The organism is Rhizobium sp. IY2, from assembly GCF_047532935.1.
Taxonomy (GTDB): domain Bacteria; phylum Pseudomonadota; class Alphaproteobacteria; order Rhizobiales; family Rhizobiaceae; genus Rhizobium; species Rhizobium anhuiense.
In genome coordinates this window covers 630,520-648,154 of record NZ_JBLKNU010000001.1, presented here as the reverse complement: position 1 = coordinate 648,154, position 17,635 = coordinate 630,520, and the positions used below count along the sequence as shown (strand labels likewise).

Genomic DNA, 17,635 nt, shown 5'->3' with positions numbered 1-17,635 from the left:
CTGTCTTCATCGCGTCGGAGGATATCGCTCGGGCTTCCATCAGAAGGCTTCAACGACATGCCCCATGACACAACCGTCCTGAACGCAACCGCGCGGGTTCTAGCCGAGGCCGCTCCGGAAGCGGATCGTACCGGTCAGTTTCCATGGACGGGCATTCGTGCCGTTCATGAAAGCGGCCTTCTGGAAAGCACTGTCGCCGTCCGCTACGGCGGAGGAGGTGCCAACCTTGCCGACACGGCTCACATCCTAGCCGCCCTCGGGCGAGGCGATCCGTCGGTCGCGCTCATCAGCGCCATGACAATTTTCAACCATCTCGGCCAGGCCGGAAAAAACCATTGGCCGGAAGATCTCTACATCAGGCTGCTGGCGGAGGGAAAGCAGCGTCCGCTGCTGCTCAACGCCGCCCGCGTCGAGCCGGAACTGGGGTCGCCGGCGCGCGGCGGTCTGCCGGCAACGCGCGCCCGCCGCACGGCCAACGGCTGGTCGATCACCGGTCGCAAGCGCTTCGTCACCGGCGCGCATGGTCTCACGCATTTCCTCGTCTGGGCGCATACCGATGAAACCCCAACGCGGGTTGGAACCTTCGTCGTGCCGAATGGACTGCCTGGCATTCGCGTGATCGAAAACTGGAGCAGCCTCGGCATGCGCGCCACAGGTTCGCACGACGTCGAATATACCGACGTCGAGATCCCGGCAGAGGACGTGCTTGATCTCAACGACGCCACAGTTGCCCAACAGGACAATCGCGCCCATGCGGCGCTCACGCTGGCGCTGACCGCGCTCTATGTCGGCGTGGCGGAAGCCGCGCAGGCCGCCTTCATCCGCTTCGCGCATGAGCGGGTGCCGACCAATCTCGGCCATCCCATTGCCCGCACGGAGCGTTTCGTGACGCTTTCGGGCGAAATCGACCTGCTTGTCTCCGGCGCCCGCCAGATCATTTTTGGCGCGCTCGAAGCCGGCCAAAGTGACGCGGAAAAATTCATAAGAGCCCGGCTCATTGCCGGCCGGCAGTTGCGCGAGGCAGTCCAGATCGCGGTGCGCGGCATCGGCAATCCGGGCCTGAGCGCCGACCTGGGGCTTGAACGGCATTTCCGGGACATCCAGTCCGTGCTCGTCCATGCTCCGCAGGAAGACGTATCGATTTCCATTCTGGGGCGCGCCGCCTTCGACCGGTGGAACCGGGATGAGACCGCCCTATCGAGCTATTCGACAGGCGTCCCCGTCCTTAAAACAGCCTGACGCGACGGGGACGGACCTCACCTCATGACCTTCCCACCTTCCCCTTCGGCCCTCCGGCCAACTCGCAGTGGACGAACATGACACGCTACATCATCATCGGCGCCGGCGCGGTCGGCGCAAGCCTTGCCGCCGAGTTCGAAACCCACGACATTCCTTACGTTCTGGTGGGACGCGGCGCTCAGATCGCTCATATCGCCGCCCATGGCCTTTCCTATCGCCGCCCGAGGGAAACCCGGGTGGTTCAGCTCAATGCGGTCGACACCGCAACGCCGCCCGTTCTGAAGCCGGACGATATCCTGATCCTCACGGTCAAGGCGCAGGATGTCGAGGCGGCAACCGATTTCTGGGCTTGGCGCGATGTGGATGGCGCAGGTCTTGCATCCGATCTGCCGCTGGTCACGCTTCAAAACGGGCTGGCGGCCGAGGATATCGCGCTGCGACGCTTCCATCGTGTTTATGCGGCCAGTATTCTCATTCCCGCGCGCTATACCGTGACCGGTGAGGTCGTCGTCGGCGGTGAACCGAATCTCGGCATCGTCACGCTCGGACGCTATCCGCACGGATTGGACGATACCGCATCGGCTGTTGTCTCCGACCTGACGAAGGCGGGATATCTGGCCGAAGCGCGTGCAGACATCCGCCGCTGGAAGGCCGCCAAACTGCAGCACAATGCGACTAACGCAGTCGAGCTTTTCGCCGGCACACCGGAGGTGCGCGCAAAAGCCGCCGCCGAATTGGCAGAAGAAGCCCGCACCGTCCTGAAGGCGGCGGGATACGATCTGGCGGCCCCTTCGGAACGGGCGATCGACATATCAGGCTGGCGCGTCGCCGAAGACAGCGGCATCGAACGCGGCCAGCAATCGACATGGCAGAGCTTCGTGCGCGGCACGTCAAGCGAAGTTGACTACCTGAACGGTGAGATCGTGCGGCTCGGACGTCTTCATGGCGTAGCCGCACCCCTCAACGCGGCCTTCCAACGAGCGGCGGCAAAGCTTGCACGCGATGGAGGCAAGCCGGGTTCGCTGGGCATTGAAGAGGTAGGACGGTTGGCGTGACCGAGGGACCAACAATTCAAGGCGGCTCTTCCTCCGAATGACAGAACAGAGAAAATATGTGGTCGGAATCACCGACCACATGATCGGCTCTCCGGACCTCGAGGTCGAGGTGCTCGGCCGGGAGGTCGAGATCGACTTCTTCGCCACCACGGATGAAACGCTTTTCGCTGCCGATCGCCTCGCCCGGCTCGATGCCCTGATGGTCTGGGGCGCACGGCTCGGGCCGCGAAGCATCGCGCATTTGACCCGCTGCCGGGGCGTCGTGCGTTACGGCGTCGGTTACGAGAAGATCGATATCGAGGCCTTGGCGGCCGCCGGCATCCCCTTCGCCAACAACCCGGATTATGGCACCGAGGAAGTTGCCGACCACGCGGTCGCGATGATCCTGTCCCTGCAAAGACGGCTCTGGGAACATGATGCCCGCGCCCGTGGCTATCGGTCCGGATGGCAAGTCCACAGCCTCAAGCCGCTTTCCCGTTCAAACCGGGCCACTGTGGGCGTCGTCGGTGTCGGACGGATCGGAACGGCGGTCGTCAACCGCCTGAAGCCCTTCGGCTTTCGCATCCTCGGCTATGATCCCGGCCAACCGCCTGGTCACGAAAAGGCGGTGGGATACGAGCGTGTCGACAATGCGGGCGATCTTTTCGCGCGCTCGGATATCCTCACGCTCCACTGTCCAGCCACGGAGGAGACACGCGGCATGCTCGACGCCAACGGACTTGCCCGGATGAAACCCGGAGCCATTTTGGTCAATACGGCGCGCGGCGAACTTATTGACGATCTCGATGCGCTTGAAGCGTCCCTCAGAAGCGGCCACCTGGCAGCGGCCGCGATTGACACGCTGATGCAGGAACCGCCGGGCGACCATCCGCTGCTTTCCGCCTGGCGCAAACGTGAAGACTGGCTCGCGGGACGGTTGGTGATAACCCCGCACAATGCCTTTTACTCCGATCACGCCGCGGTCGAGATGCGCCAAAACGCAGCGCGGACGGTCAGAATATTGCTCGATGAAGGCAGGCTCCGAAATCGGATCACCGCCTGACGGCCTCCTGTGGTCCTGCCTATCCCAGTGCAGGCGCGGGCAAGACAGGTGATCGATTGCTTCTTTTTATCCGTGACATAAGTGTATCTCAATGCTGCGGTTGGGGATTGTTAATCAGAAATGCCTAATGTAAATCTTAGCGTGCACAAGTTGTGTGGGAGTCAAACTGCTACAATATCTGGTTAGGACATTCAGCAAGGGAGAGCCTCGGACATGCGGAAAATTCGTGCGGCCCACTCGGCCCTCGGAAAAACAGAGGCAGAGGCTTCGAGTTCGATCGACCGACTTTTGTTCTTTGACCGCGATCTCAATCCCGTCGAGAATTTGCTGGGCAATGAGCTGCCTGCTTCTGTCAAACCAGCAGCGTCCTTTTGGGAGCATTTTCCAGAACTGGACCAATCGGCGATTACGCTTGCGCTACGTTCACTGGGTGACAGTGCCCAGCCTTTGCGAATATCGGGCGACCTTGGCGAGCCTGGATCGCGCGGACTGACGATCTATCGGATCGGAGATCTGTTTGCCGTGGTGCGCTCCGAGGAAAGTCTCGATGATGAGCGTGCAACCCTTCTGCACCTGGCGACCCATGATCCCCTGACCGGACTGCCGAACCGACGACAGTTCAGCGAGGACCTCACAGTATTGCTGCAGGAGGCCGCAGGCGCGAACGAGACCCTGTCTTTGATGCAGCTCGACCTCGACGATTTCAAGCCCGTGAACGACACGCTTGGGCATCCGGCCGGCGACAAGGTTCTTCAATTTGCGGCAAGGCGTATTCAAGGCTGCCTGACCAGCGATGACAGAGCCTATCGACTGGCGGGTGACGAATTCACCGTTATTTCCATGGGCTCGGGACATCCGGCCAAGGGGCAGTGGCTAGCAGAAATTCTGGTTGCCGAATTCAAAAAGCCCTTCACGATAGATGGCATTGCCGTATTTGTTGGTACCAGCATCGGCATTTCCACCGCGCCATCGGACGGTGCAAGTCCGGAGCAACTGATGAAGGCGTCCGATCTCGCGCTCTATGCCGCGAAGAAAGACGGGCGCGGCCGGGCAAAAGCATTTGATCCCTCGATGCTTGAATCGCTGGAGCAACGCGAACTGCTGCGCCGCAGCCTTCGCATGGCCTTGGCCCAGCAGCAGTTCTCTGTCGAATACCAACCCATCTCAGAGGGCGGCTGCGTTGTCGGCTTCGAAGCATTGCTGAGATGGCACCATCCCCTGCTTGGAAAAATTTCACCGGCGGCATTTATTCCGATGGCCGAGGCCGATGGAATGATGCCGGAAATAGGAGCGTGGGTTTTAGAGCAGGCATGCCGCGAGGCGATGAAGTGGCCGCAGAACTACATCGTTGCCGTCAATTTATCGGCGGCCGAATTCCTGACCAGTGGCCTCACCGATCGGGTCTCCCAGACGCTCGACCTGGTCGGCTTGCCGCCCGACCGTCTGGAGCTTGAGATAACCGAAAGCGTGCTGCTCGAGCGGACCGTCAACAACATCGACACCCTGAATACGCTCAACGTGCTGGGGATACGAATCTCGCTTGATGACTTCGGCACCGAATATTCTTCGCTCAGCTATCTGAAGACATTCCCTTTCGACACGATCAAAATCGACAAATACTTCATCACCGATCTCGAAAGCGATCTGAAAAGCCAGGCAATCGTCCGCTGCATCGTGAACCTCGCCCATGACCTCGACATGCAGGTGACAGCGGAAGGAGTCGAGACGCCAGGTCAGGCGGAATGGTTGCGCGGCGTGGGCTGCGACAGGCTTCAAGGCTACTTGGTCAGCAGGCCGCTTCCGATCGAGGCAATTGGCGAGTTCCTCGCCAGAGCCGAAACATCCCTGAGCCCCGCGCTATCATAGTGAACAATCGATTTTCGGAATCAACCTGACGCCCCGGACAAACGAATGGAGGGTGTAGTGGAAAAGGAAGCATCTCGCTTCGATGACCATGCATTTGCGCCGATGGTATCGCTGGAAATGAATACCGCCATGTTCAAATCGCGATGGCAGTTTTGCGACAGGATCACGGAATATCTCTCCGACATTCTCGGCCAGGGTCACAACGATCCCGCTCGATATTCGAACTTTCTTTCCGTCGCAGCCAACGAGCTCATTGAACTCGCTTTCCGTTCAACGGGTGAGCTGGGAAGGATACGTTTCAGTCTCTATCGGAGCGCAGCATTCAATCGGCTGAGAATTGCGTTTCCCGGCGAGGAAGCATTTGGCCGCAAACAAACGAGTGCGAGATCAGGCGAATATCTGCCTGTCCCCGATACCGAGTCTGGATACTTGGTCATGAAATCCGATGGGACGGTTTTGCTCAGCGATTTGGCAACAATATTCCGCGCCGCTATCCGAATTGAGAAAGACGGCGGACAAGGGATTCAAATCATTGCGGATTTCCCCTCGGCCGAGGACTTCCGATGAACCTGCTGCTGCGACCTTTCACGGTTTATTTTGATCCGACAAATCAGGAGCTGGTGCTGTCTGGCAAGATGCGGCCCGAAAGTGCCGCTGAGATTGGCGATGCTCTCGAACTGGTGCAGCAAAGTTTGGAAAAATACGGCGGGGTCGTTTACCTCAACGTCAAACGTCTGACGCATATCAACATGACTGCCTTCTCTGCCCTGTCGGATGTCCTCGCGGCAACCTGCCGGGCCAGGCCGGAACGGAAGATCGTCATCATCACGTCAAGCGTGGTGGCATGGTCGACCTCGTTATTCCAAACGCTTGCGGCGTCACAGCCAAACTTGTCGGTCGAGGTCTACGATTCGGCATTCTATCCGGGCCAGAGCTTTGTCGAGGATGAGACTTTCATTCCCATCCTCCGCACCCAGACGAAAATGACATGGCGACATGAACGCGAACTGCTGCCGCGCCACGGCCTGCGTAACGGTCTTGCCATCGCCGATATCTGTTGTGGAATAGGTGATTTCGCGGCCTTGGTTCAACGGGAATTCAAACCGGCACGCCTTGTCGCGCTGGATCATTCGGTGCGCAGCCTCGAATATGCGCGCAGGGTCGCTACCGACTTCGATCTACAGGGAATCGAGTACACCTATGGCGACGCCTCGCAAATGTTGCTGCGAGACAATCAATTCGACTTTGTGACCTGCCGTCATTCGCTGCAGATTTTCAACCGTCCCGAGATGCTCCTGCGGGAGCTTTACCGCATCTGCAAGCCTGGCGGCCGCGTCTACATCACCAACGAAAAAAATTCTCATTGCCTTGGGGAGCCACATGCTGACACGATAAAATGGACTTACGAGGAGGTCGCCAAACTGTTCAGCCACTTCGACATGGATGTCGAGATGGGGCCGAAAAGCCGCCATCTCCTTGCCGATGCAGGCTTCGACAACATCAAGGTGGATTGTTTTATGGTGACGAACCTCGACGGCGATCCCCAAGACTTCGCAGACGTCATCGAAGCTTGGGAAAATGTCTACGCCGGTGAGATGGCCGTCCGGCGGGGCGACTCAATAGATTTCATTCGCCGGTTCCGGCAGGGATTCAAGGATCATGTCTTTGCCGCTCTTCACCCCAAGGGTTATGCGGGCTGGCCCATCTGGGCGGCCTCCGGGCGAAAGCCGCTGTGATGGACGCACGCTCATCGAAAAGACCGGCAAGACTGGGCTCATTTCGGGCAAAGTTCATCCTGGTCGTCGGTGGAGCCGTTCTCTTCGACTTGCTGGTCAGCGGTGGACTGGCGCTTTGGAACGTTCAGAGACTGTCGCGCGACGCAACCCTCGAAGTCGGCCAAGGTCTTGAAGCGGCAAGCCAGGAATACATTCGCACATATGCTGATTCGACCGCGGCGCAGGTAAGTTTGCTCCTGCGGCAGGTTCATAACGACGTCGGCACCTTGGCAGGGGTGCTCCAGGCGCAGATCGACGATCCCGCGCGCAATTCCGACGTCGGCGCGGCGATCGCTCGCACATCTCCCGGCAGCGTCAGCCTGTCCTACGATCAGAAGACGAACTGGTCTCAGAACGCTCCGGGCTCCGCCTCGGTTGTGAGCGTCTGGGGTTACTTGCTCGGACAAGACCATCAGCCAAGGCCCGACGTCCAGAGCGATATCCAGACCAGCGCGGTTCTCGACCTTGTTGCGCCGAGCCTGCTGCAGCGCGGCGCTTCGAAGCTGCAGATGTATTTCATCGGCTCGAAAGAACGCCCAATCTTCAGGACGGCGCCCTACACCGACCAGGCTCAGACCTTCGACCGCCTTTATCCCGGACACAACGAGGCCAATTTCTGGGACTTCTTTTTTCCCGGACTTTACGAGTCCTGGCAGGGCTGGGCCAAGGACATGAAAACGCGGCCGGTCGCGGACGATATAACACAGACGGCGCCATATACGGACGCCATTACCGGGAAACTGATCGTTTCTTTCTTTCAGCCACTGTGGACCGCCGACAGGAAGGATGTCGCCGGGACGGCCGGTGCGGACATCACACTCGACCAGCTCGCGCAGACTGTTGAAAATGTGAAAGTGGCCCAGTCCGGCTTTGGATTTCTCGCAATGTCCGACGGAAATGTTGTGGCGATCAACAGCACGGGCGAAAAAACTCTCGGTCTGCGTTCTGCGAGCGATGCGAGCGGAGCCGGAGTGACCGGACTGGAGCGCTCCCTGAAGGGAAGCGCCCAGCCTGCGATCGCAAAACTGGCCCTTGACCGCGAACAGGGCATCCAACATTTGATGTTGCAGCAGGACGGTAACGAGGTCCCCTATATCGTTATCGTCAAAAGACTCCCTGCGACCAATCTCTGGGTCAGCGGCCCGGTGCGGCAAGAGGCGATGTCTCTTGGAGTCGTTGTGCCCGAACGAGAAATCGAAGCCTCGCTCTATGCGGCCCAGGCCAAGATTTCAGAGGCTACGAACCGGATCGTGCTCTACCAAATTCTCGCGATCTTACTGTCGCTGCTGGTTGTGACGATCGCGGTATTTGCGGCTTCGAAACGAATAACGGGCGGGATCAGTGCACTTGCAGATGCCGCCAAGCGGATTCAGGCGAAAGACTATTCGGTCAGGGTGGCCATATCGAGCAAAGACGAGGTCGGCGAGGCTGGCGAAGCATTCAATCGGATGGCTGAGCAAATCAGCTATCACACCGAAAATCTCGAGCAACTCGTCGAAGAGCGAACTGCTCAAATCGAAGATGCAAAGGAAGAGATTTCGACGCTGAACGCACAGCTCGAGCGAGAAAATCGACGTCTTGGAACCGAGCTCGCCGTCGCCGAGAGAATCCAGCTCATGGTCCTTCCGCTGCATCAGGAGCTCGAGGAGTTTCAAGCCCTCGAGATCGCCGCCTATATGAGGCCGGCCGAAGAAGTCGGCGGCGATTATTACGACGTATTGAAGAACGGAAATCGGTTGAAGATCGGCATCGGCGACGTCACCGGACACGGGCTCGAAAGCGGCGTGCTGATGCTGATGGTTCAGTCCGTTGCCCGCGCCCTGCAGGAAGCCGGAAACACCGATGCCGTCAAATTTCTCACAGACCTGAACAGCGCCCTGTTTAAAAATATCGTCAGGACCAAAATCGACAAGCATCTCACTCTGGCGTTTCTTGACTACGACGGTAAAGAGATGATTCTATCAGGACAACACGAGGAAGTTGTGATTGTGCGGGCGAATGGCGATGTCGAGCGCATAGACACCATGGATCTGGGCATGCCGATCGGGCTGGAAGCCGATATTTCTGCGTTCATCAAAACCCGTGAGATAGCGTTCGCGACGGGGGATCTCATACTCTTGCATACGGACGGCGTAACAGAAGCAGCAAACGACGGGGGAGAACTCTTTGGCATTGAACGTCTCTGCCGCGAAGCACGTCGCTTGAAGGATCAGAGTGCTGAGAAAGTCGTTTCCGGAATTGTAGCGGCATTGATGCGCTTTGTCGGATCGCAGAAGATTTACGACGACATCACGCTTCTCGCAGTGCGGCATAGGTGAGACAATGACGCCAACGGTATACGGCAAGGAATCTCTGGCGGGCATAAGCTTAGGTTCGGCCACTCGCCTCACGTTAAGCGATGGACCTCTTCAGCTTGGATGGAAGCACTCGGGAATGACGGCGGACTTCATAGCGGAAGTCATGGCTCTGCCCTATTCACGTTCAAGGAAAGATTACACGCAGGCGCATCATGACATCGGATATCTCAGCAATGAGCTGATTGAAAATGCCGTCAAGTTTCGACAACCTGGGGAGATCCTCATTGAAGCCGGCATATTCGACGGAGCCTTTTTGATAAGGGTGAAGAACACGATCGATGGCGTGACATCGTCCCGCTTCCAGCAATTGCTGCATCGCCTCCAATCGAAAGATCCCGGGGAACTTCTTCTTGAGCAAATCGAAACCAACGCCATATCGGCAACGAGCGGTTCGGGCTTGGGATTGCTCACCCTGCTGAGCGACTACGACGCAAAAATGGCTTGGGCATTCGAAGAGAACAATGACCAGCGTATCATACTGACGACGACTGCAGCTGTGGCGATGCCGCCCTCCTCCAATCTGTGAGCGAAGAATGGAAATCAGCGACGAAAACTTCCGCGTATGGGCGGAAAGAAACCAGGTATATTTCGACGGCGTATTCCGGCTGGCCGGACCGGACGCCTATGCGCCCATTTATTCATTGATTTCGGGTCTGCTCCATGAGGGGCACAAACAGGTGACGTTCAACCTGACGGGTCTCGAGTTCCTCAATTCCTCCGGCATAAATCTGTTGGCCAAGCTGACGATCGAAGCCAGAAAGATGGGCGATCTCCTGCTCGTCATCAAAGGCACCAATCAATATCCCTGGCAAGCTAAGTCTCTGCCGAACCTGAAGAAGTTACATCCGCTTATTGATTTACGCCTGGGGTGATTGCGCCGCCGCCTCTCGTTCGGGATCTGCCTGTCGATCATTTCGACGGCGCGGACACGTTTGAAGACCCTCCATCCAAAGGACGCTGCGTACGCAATCCTTGGTTCTGACAATCTGCGATGTCTCAGCTTCCGGCCGACTGCGAAAAATCGACCGGCGGCGGATCGCCGGCTCCAAGGTTCCGGTAAAAGATCGTCCGGTGTTCAGCTGCTTCAGCCACGCAGAGCACCTACTCCCTTTTCACGGCGTGTCGCCACATCAGCCCAACCTGGCTGACGATGTGGATTTATCAAATATTTCAACTTGTTTAGGACCATAGTCCCGACCGACGTCGGACCTCGTGCCGATGTGCGATACGCAATCAGCGTCTAACCTCTCACATCTCCCTATGCAGTGCAGTTGCACCGCACTTGATGATCTGACTCGGAGGAAAATGATGCGGATAGCAACCTTAGCGTCCTTGGCCGTGCTCTCGCTGGCTCTTGCAGCAAGCCCGGCTACGATTGCCGGGATCGACATTGCCGCGCTGGCAAAAGACGGTGGGAACGGCGGGGGCAATGGTGGTGGCAACGGGGGCGGTCATGGCGGCGGCAACGGAAATAGCGGCAGTCACGGCAACGGCAACCAGGGTAGCGGTTCAACCCATGGCAGCTCTAAATCCTCAGGCGTGAAAGGCAAATCCACCGACGCAGGAAGCAAGTCCAAATCCACGAAGGCTGATGGGACCAAAACCGTCACGAAAGAAAAGAACCTGTCGGCGCAGATGGCAGGCCTGAACTCCCTGAAGCGAAATTACAGGGCGCTGATGCATACGTCAGACCCGCGCATGACCGCCATCGCGGCCTATGCCATGGCTTATGCCCAGTATGAACTCGACAATGGCATCGAGCCCGCCGCCGATGACCCTCTATTGGGGGACGAGGCGCTGGAGGACGCATTGGCTTCCGCAACGAAAACCGGCCAGGTCAGCCCGGCGGTTTTGGCCGAAGCCAAGTCCATCCTCGGGGTTGGCGAGGCGAACGGGAAGATCGATCAAATCCGCGTTTCGCTGGAGAACGCCGCGCCGGAGACATCCGAGGAATAGCCTATAAACAGGTGCGAGCAGTGTGGAGCTGACAAGTATGGCTCCGCACTAAACTACGAGAGAGCATTTCCGTTTTGTTTCAGTACGGAGATGCTCTTTTTTTCTCATGAAACACTACGCCGTGGCGATGCCTCAAGCCGCCTTCTCAGCCACCGCCTCGCGCATCGCCTGCGGCCTTCCGAGCAGGTAACCCTGCGCCTCGTCGCATTGCTCTTCGAAAAGCGTATCGAGCTGCGCCTGCGTTTCCACGCCTTCGGCGAGCACCGGAACCTCCAGGCTGCGGCCGAGCGCCAGGATGGCCCGGACAATCGCCTTGGATTGCGCGTTGCTCTCGACCTCGGCCATAAAGCTCTTATCAAGCTTGATCTTGTCGAAGGGGAAGGCGCGCAGCGTCTCCAACGACGAGTAGCCGGTGCCAAAATCGTCGATCGCGATCGAGACGCCGAGCGCCTTGATCTCCCGCATGGTGCGCAGGGCCTTGTCCTTGTCGATGATGATAGAGCTTTCGGTGATCTCGATTTCGAGGCGTCGCGGATCGAGGCCGGTCTCCAGGAGGATGCTTGAGATGACGGCCGCCATGTCGGCATGGCCGAGCTGGATCGGCGAGAGGTTGACGGCGATCTTGTGGCCGCTGTTCCAGCCCGCGGCCGCCCGGCAGGCTTCCCGCAGCACCCATTCGCCGATCGGCAGGATCGCGCCGCATTCCTCGGCAAGGCCAATGAAATCCATGGGCGGGATGTTGCCGCGTTCGTGATGGCGCCAGCGCAGCAGCACTTCATAGCCGGTGATCTCTCCCGTCCGCACCGATTTCTGCACCTGATAATGCAGATGAAGCTCGTCGCGGTCGATGCAGGCCCAGAGATCGTTGGCGAGCGCGCGACGGCGGCGCGCGGTCTCGTCCATGGCAGCCTCGTAGAAGCAGACTTTCTGCAGCAGCGATTGCTTGGCCCGGTACATGGCTAGGTCGGCATTGGCGAGAAGCCCGTCCACGCTCTCCGCATCGCCGGGATAGATGGCGAGGCCGAGGCTGGCGCCGGTCTTGATCTCGAAGCCGTCGACGGAAACCATTCCGGTCAGCGCGCCTTCCAGGCGGCCGATGAAATCGTGGAGCGCGCTCAGATCGTCGAAGCGCTTGGTCGCGGCGAACTCGTCGCCGCCGAAGCGGGCGATGAATTCGCCCTCCTGCTGTGCCTCGCCGAGACGGCGCGTCAATTCGACAAGCACCAAGTCGCCGGTGCCGTGCCCATGCTGGTCGTTGACCTCCTTGAACTTGTCGAGATCGATACCGATGACCGCAACCCTGCCCCTCAGCCGGTCGGCGACCATCATTTCCTCGGAGACGCGCTCGCCGAACTCCAGCCGGTTCGGCAGGCCCGTCAGCGCGTCGTGCTTGGCCAGGAAGGCGACCTGCTCCTCGGACTTTACGCGATCGCTGATATCCTCGAAGGTCACGACCCAGCCGCCGTTTGGCAGGATGTTGACATTCTGCTGGATAGAGATGCCGCTTGCATATTTGTGAACCGCACTGCCGGCCCCGCCCCGGATCAGCGCCATGTTCCTGATGTAATGGGCCTCGGCCCGCGCCGCCGCTTCCGCAGGGGTCTCGGCGTGGGCGGCATAACCGACCTCGACGATCTCCCTGTAGTACATTCCCGGACGCACCGACCCTTCGGGAAATTTGAAGATTTCGAGATAGCGCTTGTTGCACAGCACCAGGCGCTCATCCGCATCGAACATGCAGATGCCCTGCCCCATGTTTTCGAGCGCGACATCGAGATTGCGGCTGACCTCCTCGATCCGGTCGGCATCCGTCTTCTGCTTGCTGTTGTCCTTGGTGATCTTCGCATAGCCGATCAGCGCTCCGATCTCGTCGTAGATCGGGTCGATGACGACATAGGCCCAGAAGGAGGAGCCGTCCTTGCGATAGCGCCAGCCCTGCGCCTCGAACTTGCCCTCGGTGCGGGCGGTCGCGAGCGCCCGCTGCGGCAGGCCGTTCCGGCGATCTTCCGCCGAATAGAACAGCGAGAAATCCTTGCCGACTATCTCCTCGGCGCGATAGCCCTTGGCGCGCTCGGCCCCGGCATTCCAGTTGCTGACCTTGCCGTCGGGATCGAGCATATAGATGGCGTAGTCGGTGACGCCCTGCACCAGCAGCTTGAAATTGCGCTCCGCCTTGGCGGTCTTGGCCTCCGAGCGCACGGCGAAAATGGCCGCCGCAAAACCCGCCGCCAGCAGCGAAAAGGTGACGGCGGCGATCGTCACCACCATGATCGCAGGCGAAAGCAGCGTCGCGGGATCGAGCGCCACAATGCCAGGCGTGACGGTGACACCCGCCATCGCGGTGAAATGCAGCGCGACGACACCTGATGTCAACAAAAGCGTCGGCGCGAGCCCGCCGAGAAGCGACCGCTCGCCCCTGACCGCAAATCGAAAGGCCGCGACCGAGAAGACGATGCCGAGAGCGAACGAGGCCGTCACGAACCCGCTATCCCATGAGATCGCTCCCGGGAATTCGATGGCGAGCATTCCGGAAAAATGCATCGACCCGATGCCGGCGCCGAAGAGCACGCCCGCCAGAATATTCGCCGTCCACCTGGTATAGGCGATCTTGGCGGCAACAGCAGCGGTGGTCGCGACGATCGCGACCAGCAGCGAAACCAGCGTCAAGCCGGCATGATAACCGACGACGACACCGGGGTCATAAGCCAGCATCGCAACAAAATGCGTCGCCCAGATCCCAAAACCCCCAGCCGCCCCCGCCGTCCCGATCCACACCCACCGGGCAGCGCCATCGGAAGACATCGCCCGATCGAGCAGAACCATCGCGCAAAGGCTGGCGAGAAAGCAGATCAAACCCGCGAGACCGACCAGCGTGAGATTATGCTGCTCGGTGACGCACGTCAGAACGGTGAACATGGAATAGGCCCTCGATTTGAGGGGCACGCTATGGGGCGGGCGCTTAAGGAAGGTTGAAGTGGAGTGGGCGGCTGGCGGGAAAGGCGGGTGTTTGGGCGGGTTGGAGGTGGGGTTGTGGGATTAGGGTTTATCGCGGGTGTCTTGGTATGGTGAATGGATTTTCGACTGGCGCGGAGGGCGAGGCCCCGCGAAATAGGTCTTGCCCTGCCCCACCACGACCGGGTGCAGGTAGATGATATTCGTCGATCAGGCCAAGTTCGGTCAGGTTGTGGGCAAGGTCCGGGCCGGCGACTTCGATCTCCCCAATTTCACCCAAGCACCATGGTAGCGGACTTGGATGAGTTGGAATCTGGGATGTCGATCTTGCTAAGAAGTTTGTCGCTACTGGTTGGAATAATATTGGCGGCACCAGCCTTTGGCAATTGCTTAACCGCCAATCAGACCAAACAGGGCGTACTGCTAACCAGAGAAGTGCCTTTCCTTTCCGTATTCTACAAGCCGAACGGTCCAGGTCTCACCGAACAAAAGCTGGTGGAGCGTAACCGTTCACTGCAGCCGGTGTCGGCCGTATATTTACACCCCCTGCTCGTCGAAAAGAGAGTTGGTCCCAATGGGACGCATGAGCTGAAATACGCGAATGCGGTTGCGTTGGACGATCTACCACAGAAGAAGAACTGGCAATCCGACACTACGCTTTTCATCAACGGCAAAAAATCCGTTTCGGGCACTACTTTTATTAGGTTCGACGGCTTGGGAGAGGAAACTATTGCATCTTGCTCCTACAAAGTTTGGGCCACCAACAGCCGTCTGGAACTGACGGGATTGCCTCCGATTATTTTCGAACAATACTATTCCCCCGAGCTTCATCTCGTTCTTCGTTCAGTAAGGCTAGGCCCCTCCAACCAGCCGCTGAGCGAGGTTCGATTTGATCGGTTCCAAATTGGCTGGGGCAACTGATTGATCGTGAGGTCAAGCTGCCAGCACCCCGCATGCCTGGGTTGAGGTGATGACGAAATACTGGAAACTTCAGGGCTGAAGTGAGTACCAGGCGGAGCATCAGCAAGATCAAGAACCATATCCTGACGATTGGGTAGCTATCCAACGCGCCTTTATAGATAGCCTGTAATTTTGGGGATTGACCACGATCGATGGTCAGTTGCCTTAGTTTTCAAGGCAACTGGTCTTTCGAACGAGATTCTGCACTTGTGCCCAGGTGCGGTCAGGTACACCGCCTGTTGAACACGCGGGTCCACTTTCCGTCACCGCCATTCAATATGCCGCAACCTCACCCCTCCAACTCCACAATCGCACACCCATACCCGTCAAGCTCCAGCCCCCCCGTCACCCTCTTCTCCCCATCCAGCAGATCCCGCCCGGCCGGCACGCCACCCACCGTCACCGCCTGATCCGTATAATTCTGCACAAACAGCAGCCGCCGCTCCTCGTTCATCCGCATCGTCACCTCCACGCCCTCGGGCAGGCCGCCGACCAGCGGTTCGATGCCGGCGGGGGCGAACAGGCGTTCGGTCAGCGCTTCGGTCAGATCAGGCGTGAGATAGGTGCCGAGATAGACGACCTGCCCCTTGCCGAGCTTGCGGGAGGTCGCCATCGGCTGGCCCTCGGCGTAGCGGTTGGACCAGGCAGCGATCACCTCGACGTCGGGGTCGATGGTGAGGTTTTCGTAGAAATGGCCGGCCGTCATTTCGCGATTGCCGATCTTGAAGCGGCGCTGGCGGCGGTTGCTTTCGGCCGGTTTGTTTGGGGGAATGACAAGGCCGCCCGAGCGCTCCATCACGTCGAAGAGGCCATTGGCGCCGGGGGCTGTGAGACGGCCGAAATCTTCGACGCGCACGCCCGTCAGTCTGGAAAGCGCAGTGCCGGGCGCCGTTTCGCGGATGACGTGGTTGTCCTCGTTGCGGGTGCCGGTGCGCGCGCCGATGACGACGGTGCCGCCTGCTTCGGCGAAGGCTTCGAGCCTGGCCGTCCATTCGTCCTTCCACATCACCCAATGCGGAACATAGAAGAGCTTCAGCCTGGAAAGGTCGTCCTCCGGATGAATGAAGCCGCAGGCAATGCCGCGGTCATAGCAGTATTGGTGCAGCAGGATCGCATCGTCCTGCGGGCTCGGCAGGCCGATCGGATAGGTCTTGTGGGCTTCCTGATTGTCGAAATCGGAGCCGGCGATGCCGACATCCATGCGAACACAGGTACCGAGGACCTTGGGCGCTAGCGCCGTCATCTCGGTGGCGAAGCGCGTGGCCTCCTCATAACGATGGCGGCCGATATCGTCATGGTCGATGATGCCCATCCAATAGATCTCGGCGCCGAAATGCGCGGGCCGCCAGCGGAAAAACATCAGGCCGTCAGCACCATGAGCAACCGAGGAAAGCGCCATGCGGCGCAGTTCGCCCGGCTCCGGCGTCAGCGTGCAGAAGCCCGGCTGGCTGCCGAAACCCGACTGCTGCTCGGGCACGATGTAATTGCCGGAGAAGCCTCGGCAGATATCGAGGTGCAGCGCCTGAACCTTGGCGTGATTGCCGAGCCGCTGGAACTCGTCATAGAGCATCGGATAGATGTCGTAGCCGACGAAATCGAGATCGGTCGAGAACTGGCCGCGAAAGTCGATATCCCGCAAGCCGCCAAGATTGTGGAAGACGAACCAGGATGGTTTGACGGCACGCAGGATCTCCACCTGATCATGCTGGAAGCGCGCCGTCGAGAAGGCGAGGAAGCGGTGATAATCCTGCAGGTGGCCGGGGCTCGGGAAGGTCGGGCCGAACTCGATCGGCAGCACCACCTGGTCGAAACTGTCATAGGCCGTCGCCCAGAAGTCGCCGCCCCAGGCCGCGTTGAGCTTTGATATCTCGCGGTATTTGCCAGCGAGGAAGGCCTGGAATTCGGTGAGCGTCGCTTGGGAAAAGCTCTCCGGCATGCTGGTGTTCAGCTCGTTATCGGTCTGCCAGCCGACAACAAAGGGATTGTCGCGATAGTGCTCGGCCATCGCCCTGGTGATGCGCTTGCTGTGTTCGCGGAAAACCGGGCTTGCCGTGTCGCAGTGCTGGCGCGAGCCATGGCTCATCGGCCGGCCCTTGCCGTCGACCCTTAGAATTTCAGGGTGTGCCGCCGTCAGCCAGCGCGGAGGGGTCGCCGTCGGCGTGCACATGATCGTGTCGATGCCGTAGCGCCCGAGCATGGCGATCGCGCGGTCGAACAGATCGAAGTCGAAGGTGCCGAGCTTCGGTTCGAGAATGTGCCAGGCGAATTCGGCCATTCTGACCACGTTGAAGCCGGCTTTCGCCATGCGCTCGGCGTCGCGCTCCCAATAGCTTTCATCGACATGCTCGGGATAATGCGGAGCGCCGACTAGGAAGCGGTCAGTCTGGACGGGGTTCCATACGGAGAGGGTCTTGTCGGACACGGTGGTCTTTC

Annotated in this window: 13 protein-coding genes and 2 pseudogenes; 12 read left to right on the top strand and 3 right to left on the bottom strand. The window is 59.3% G+C overall.

Annotation, left to right across the window (positions count from 1 at the left end; genetic code table 11):
- Window positions 1-57: 57 nt before the first annotated feature.
- From ACMUVN_RS03090 to ACMUVN_RS03040, 11 genes and pseudogenes are all read left to right on the top strand, one after another.
- Window positions 58-1,239: an acyl-CoA dehydrogenase family protein gene (locus ACMUVN_RS03090; protein WP_132572407.1), complete on the top strand. Its 1,182-nt coding sequence runs from the start codon at window positions 58-60 to the stop codon at window positions 1,237-1,239.
- Between the two features lie 77 nt (window positions 1,240-1,316).
- Complete coding sequence (locus ACMUVN_RS03085) at window positions 1,317-2,294, top strand: ketopantoate reductase family protein (RefSeq protein WP_028758190.1); 978 nt, start codon at window positions 1,317-1,319, stop codon at window positions 2,292-2,294.
- A 37-nt stretch (window positions 2,295-2,331) separates the two neighbouring features.
- On the top strand, window positions 2,332-3,336 hold the full coding sequence (locus ACMUVN_RS03080; RefSeq protein ID WP_097542241.1) for a C-terminal binding protein: 1,005 nt from the start codon (window positions 2,332-2,334) through the stop codon (window positions 3,334-3,336).
- Window positions 3,337-3,549: 213 nt separating this feature from the next.
- On the top strand, window positions 3,550-5,202 hold the full coding sequence (locus ACMUVN_RS03075) for a putative bifunctional diguanylate cyclase/phosphodiesterase (RefSeq protein ID WP_028758188.1): 1,653 nt from the start codon (window positions 3,550-3,552) through the stop codon (window positions 5,200-5,202).
- A gap of 57 nt (window positions 5,203-5,259) precedes the next feature.
- Window positions 5,260-5,769 (top strand): hypothetical protein, encoded by a 510-nt coding sequence (locus ACMUVN_RS03070; protein WP_028758187.1) that lies wholly within the window; start codon window positions 5,260-5,262, stop codon window positions 5,767-5,769.
- A complete protein-coding gene (locus ACMUVN_RS03065) occupies window positions 5,766-6,938 on the top strand; it encodes a class I SAM-dependent methyltransferase (protein WP_047610642.1) in 1,173 nt (390 codons plus the stop codon). The genes ACMUVN_RS03070 and ACMUVN_RS03065 overlap by 4 nt, the downstream gene beginning before the upstream one ends.
- On the top strand, window positions 6,938-9,295 hold the full coding sequence (locus ACMUVN_RS03060) for a SpoIIE family protein phosphatase (RefSeq protein WP_049816516.1): 2,358 nt from the start codon (window positions 6,938-6,940) through the stop codon (window positions 9,293-9,295). The genes ACMUVN_RS03065 and ACMUVN_RS03060 overlap by 1 nt, the downstream gene beginning before the upstream one ends.
- Window positions 9,296-9,299: 4 nt before the next feature.
- Window positions 9,300-9,860, top strand: a complete 561-nt coding sequence (locus ACMUVN_RS03055; protein ID WP_028758184.1) for a slr1658 superfamily regulator — start codon at window positions 9,300-9,302, stop codon at window positions 9,858-9,860.
- A gap of 7 nt (window positions 9,861-9,867) precedes the next feature.
- Entirely contained in the window at window positions 9,868-10,206 is a 339-nt protein-coding gene (locus ACMUVN_RS03050; RefSeq protein WP_028756789.1) for a slr1659 superfamily regulator, read from the top strand.
- Window positions 10,206-10,316: pseudogene (locus ACMUVN_RS03045) on the top strand (GFA family protein); the annotation flags it as partial. The gene ACMUVN_RS03050 and the pseudogene ACMUVN_RS03045, both read left to right, overlap by 1 nt.
- A gap of 326 nt (window positions 10,317-10,642) precedes the next feature.
- Window positions 10,643-11,290, top strand: a complete 648-nt coding sequence (locus ACMUVN_RS03040) for a hypothetical protein (protein ID WP_097542240.1) — start codon at window positions 10,643-10,645, stop codon at window positions 11,288-11,290.
- A 132-nt stretch (window positions 11,291-11,422) separates the two neighbouring features.
- Here ACMUVN_RS03040 and ACMUVN_RS03035 read toward each other — a convergent pair whose 3' ends face one another.
- On the bottom strand, window positions 11,423-14,206 hold the full coding sequence (locus tag ACMUVN_RS03035; RefSeq protein WP_097542239.1) for an EAL domain-containing protein: 2,784 nt from the start codon (window positions 14,204-14,206) through the stop codon (window positions 11,423-11,425).
- Between the two features lie 120 nt (window positions 14,207-14,326).
- Window positions 14,327-14,510: pseudogene (locus ACMUVN_RS03030) on the bottom strand (dihydrofolate reductase family protein); the annotation flags it as partial.
- Between the two features lie 50 nt (window positions 14,511-14,560).
- Here ACMUVN_RS03030 and ACMUVN_RS03025 point away from each other — a divergent pair.
- Window positions 14,561-15,163, top strand: a complete 603-nt coding sequence (locus ACMUVN_RS03025; protein ID WP_063475217.1) for a hypothetical protein — start codon at window positions 14,561-14,563, stop codon at window positions 15,161-15,163.
- Between the two features lie 328 nt (window positions 15,164-15,491).
- Here the strand turns inward: ACMUVN_RS03025 and ACMUVN_RS03020 are convergent, their stop codons facing one another.
- A complete protein-coding gene (locus tag ACMUVN_RS03020; RefSeq protein ID WP_097542238.1) occupies window positions 15,492-17,624 on the bottom strand; it encodes a beta-galactosidase in 2,133 nt (710 codons plus the stop codon).
- Window positions 17,625-17,635: the final 11 nt, after the last annotated feature.

What these genes read in the sequence shown, in the direction of transcription:
- ACMUVN_RS03090 (WP_132572407.1), top strand. Translation starts at nt 58, where the DNA reads ATGCCCCATGACACAACCGTCCTGAACGCAACCGCGCGGGTTCTAGCC.
- ACMUVN_RS03085 (WP_028758190.1), top strand. Translation starts at nt 1,317, where the DNA reads ATGACACGCTACATCATCATCGGCGCCGGCGCGGTCGGCGCAAGCCTT.
- ACMUVN_RS03080 (WP_097542241.1), top strand. Translation starts at nt 2,332, where the DNA reads ATGACAGAACAGAGAAAATATGTGGTCGGAATCACCGACCACATGATC.
- ACMUVN_RS03075 (WP_028758188.1), top strand. Translation starts at nt 3,550, where the DNA reads ATGCGGAAAATTCGTGCGGCCCACTCGGCCCTCGGAAAAACAGAGGCA.
- ACMUVN_RS03065 (WP_047610642.1), top strand. Translation starts at nt 5,766, where the DNA reads ATGAACCTGCTGCTGCGACCTTTCACGGTTTATTTTGATCCGACAAAT.
- ACMUVN_RS03060 (WP_049816516.1), top strand. Translation starts at nt 6,938, where the DNA reads ATGGACGCACGCTCATCGAAAAGACCGGCAAGACTGGGCTCATTTCGG.
- ACMUVN_RS03055 (WP_028758184.1), top strand. Translation starts at nt 9,300, where the DNA reads ATGACGCCAACGGTATACGGCAAGGAATCTCTGGCGGGCATAAGCTTA.
- ACMUVN_RS03050 (WP_028756789.1), top strand. Translation starts at nt 9,868, where the DNA reads ATGGAAATCAGCGACGAAAACTTCCGCGTATGGGCGGAAAGAAACCAG.
- ACMUVN_RS03040 (WP_097542240.1), top strand. Translation starts at nt 10,643, where the DNA reads ATGCGGATAGCAACCTTAGCGTCCTTGGCCGTGCTCTCGCTGGCTCTT.
- ACMUVN_RS03035 (WP_097542239.1), bottom strand. Translation starts at nt 14,206, where the DNA reads ATGTTCACCGTTCTGACGTGCGTCACCGAGCAGCATAATCTCACGCTG.
- ACMUVN_RS03025 (WP_063475217.1), top strand. Translation starts at nt 14,561, where the DNA reads ATGTCGATCTTGCTAAGAAGTTTGTCGCTACTGGTTGGAATAATATTG.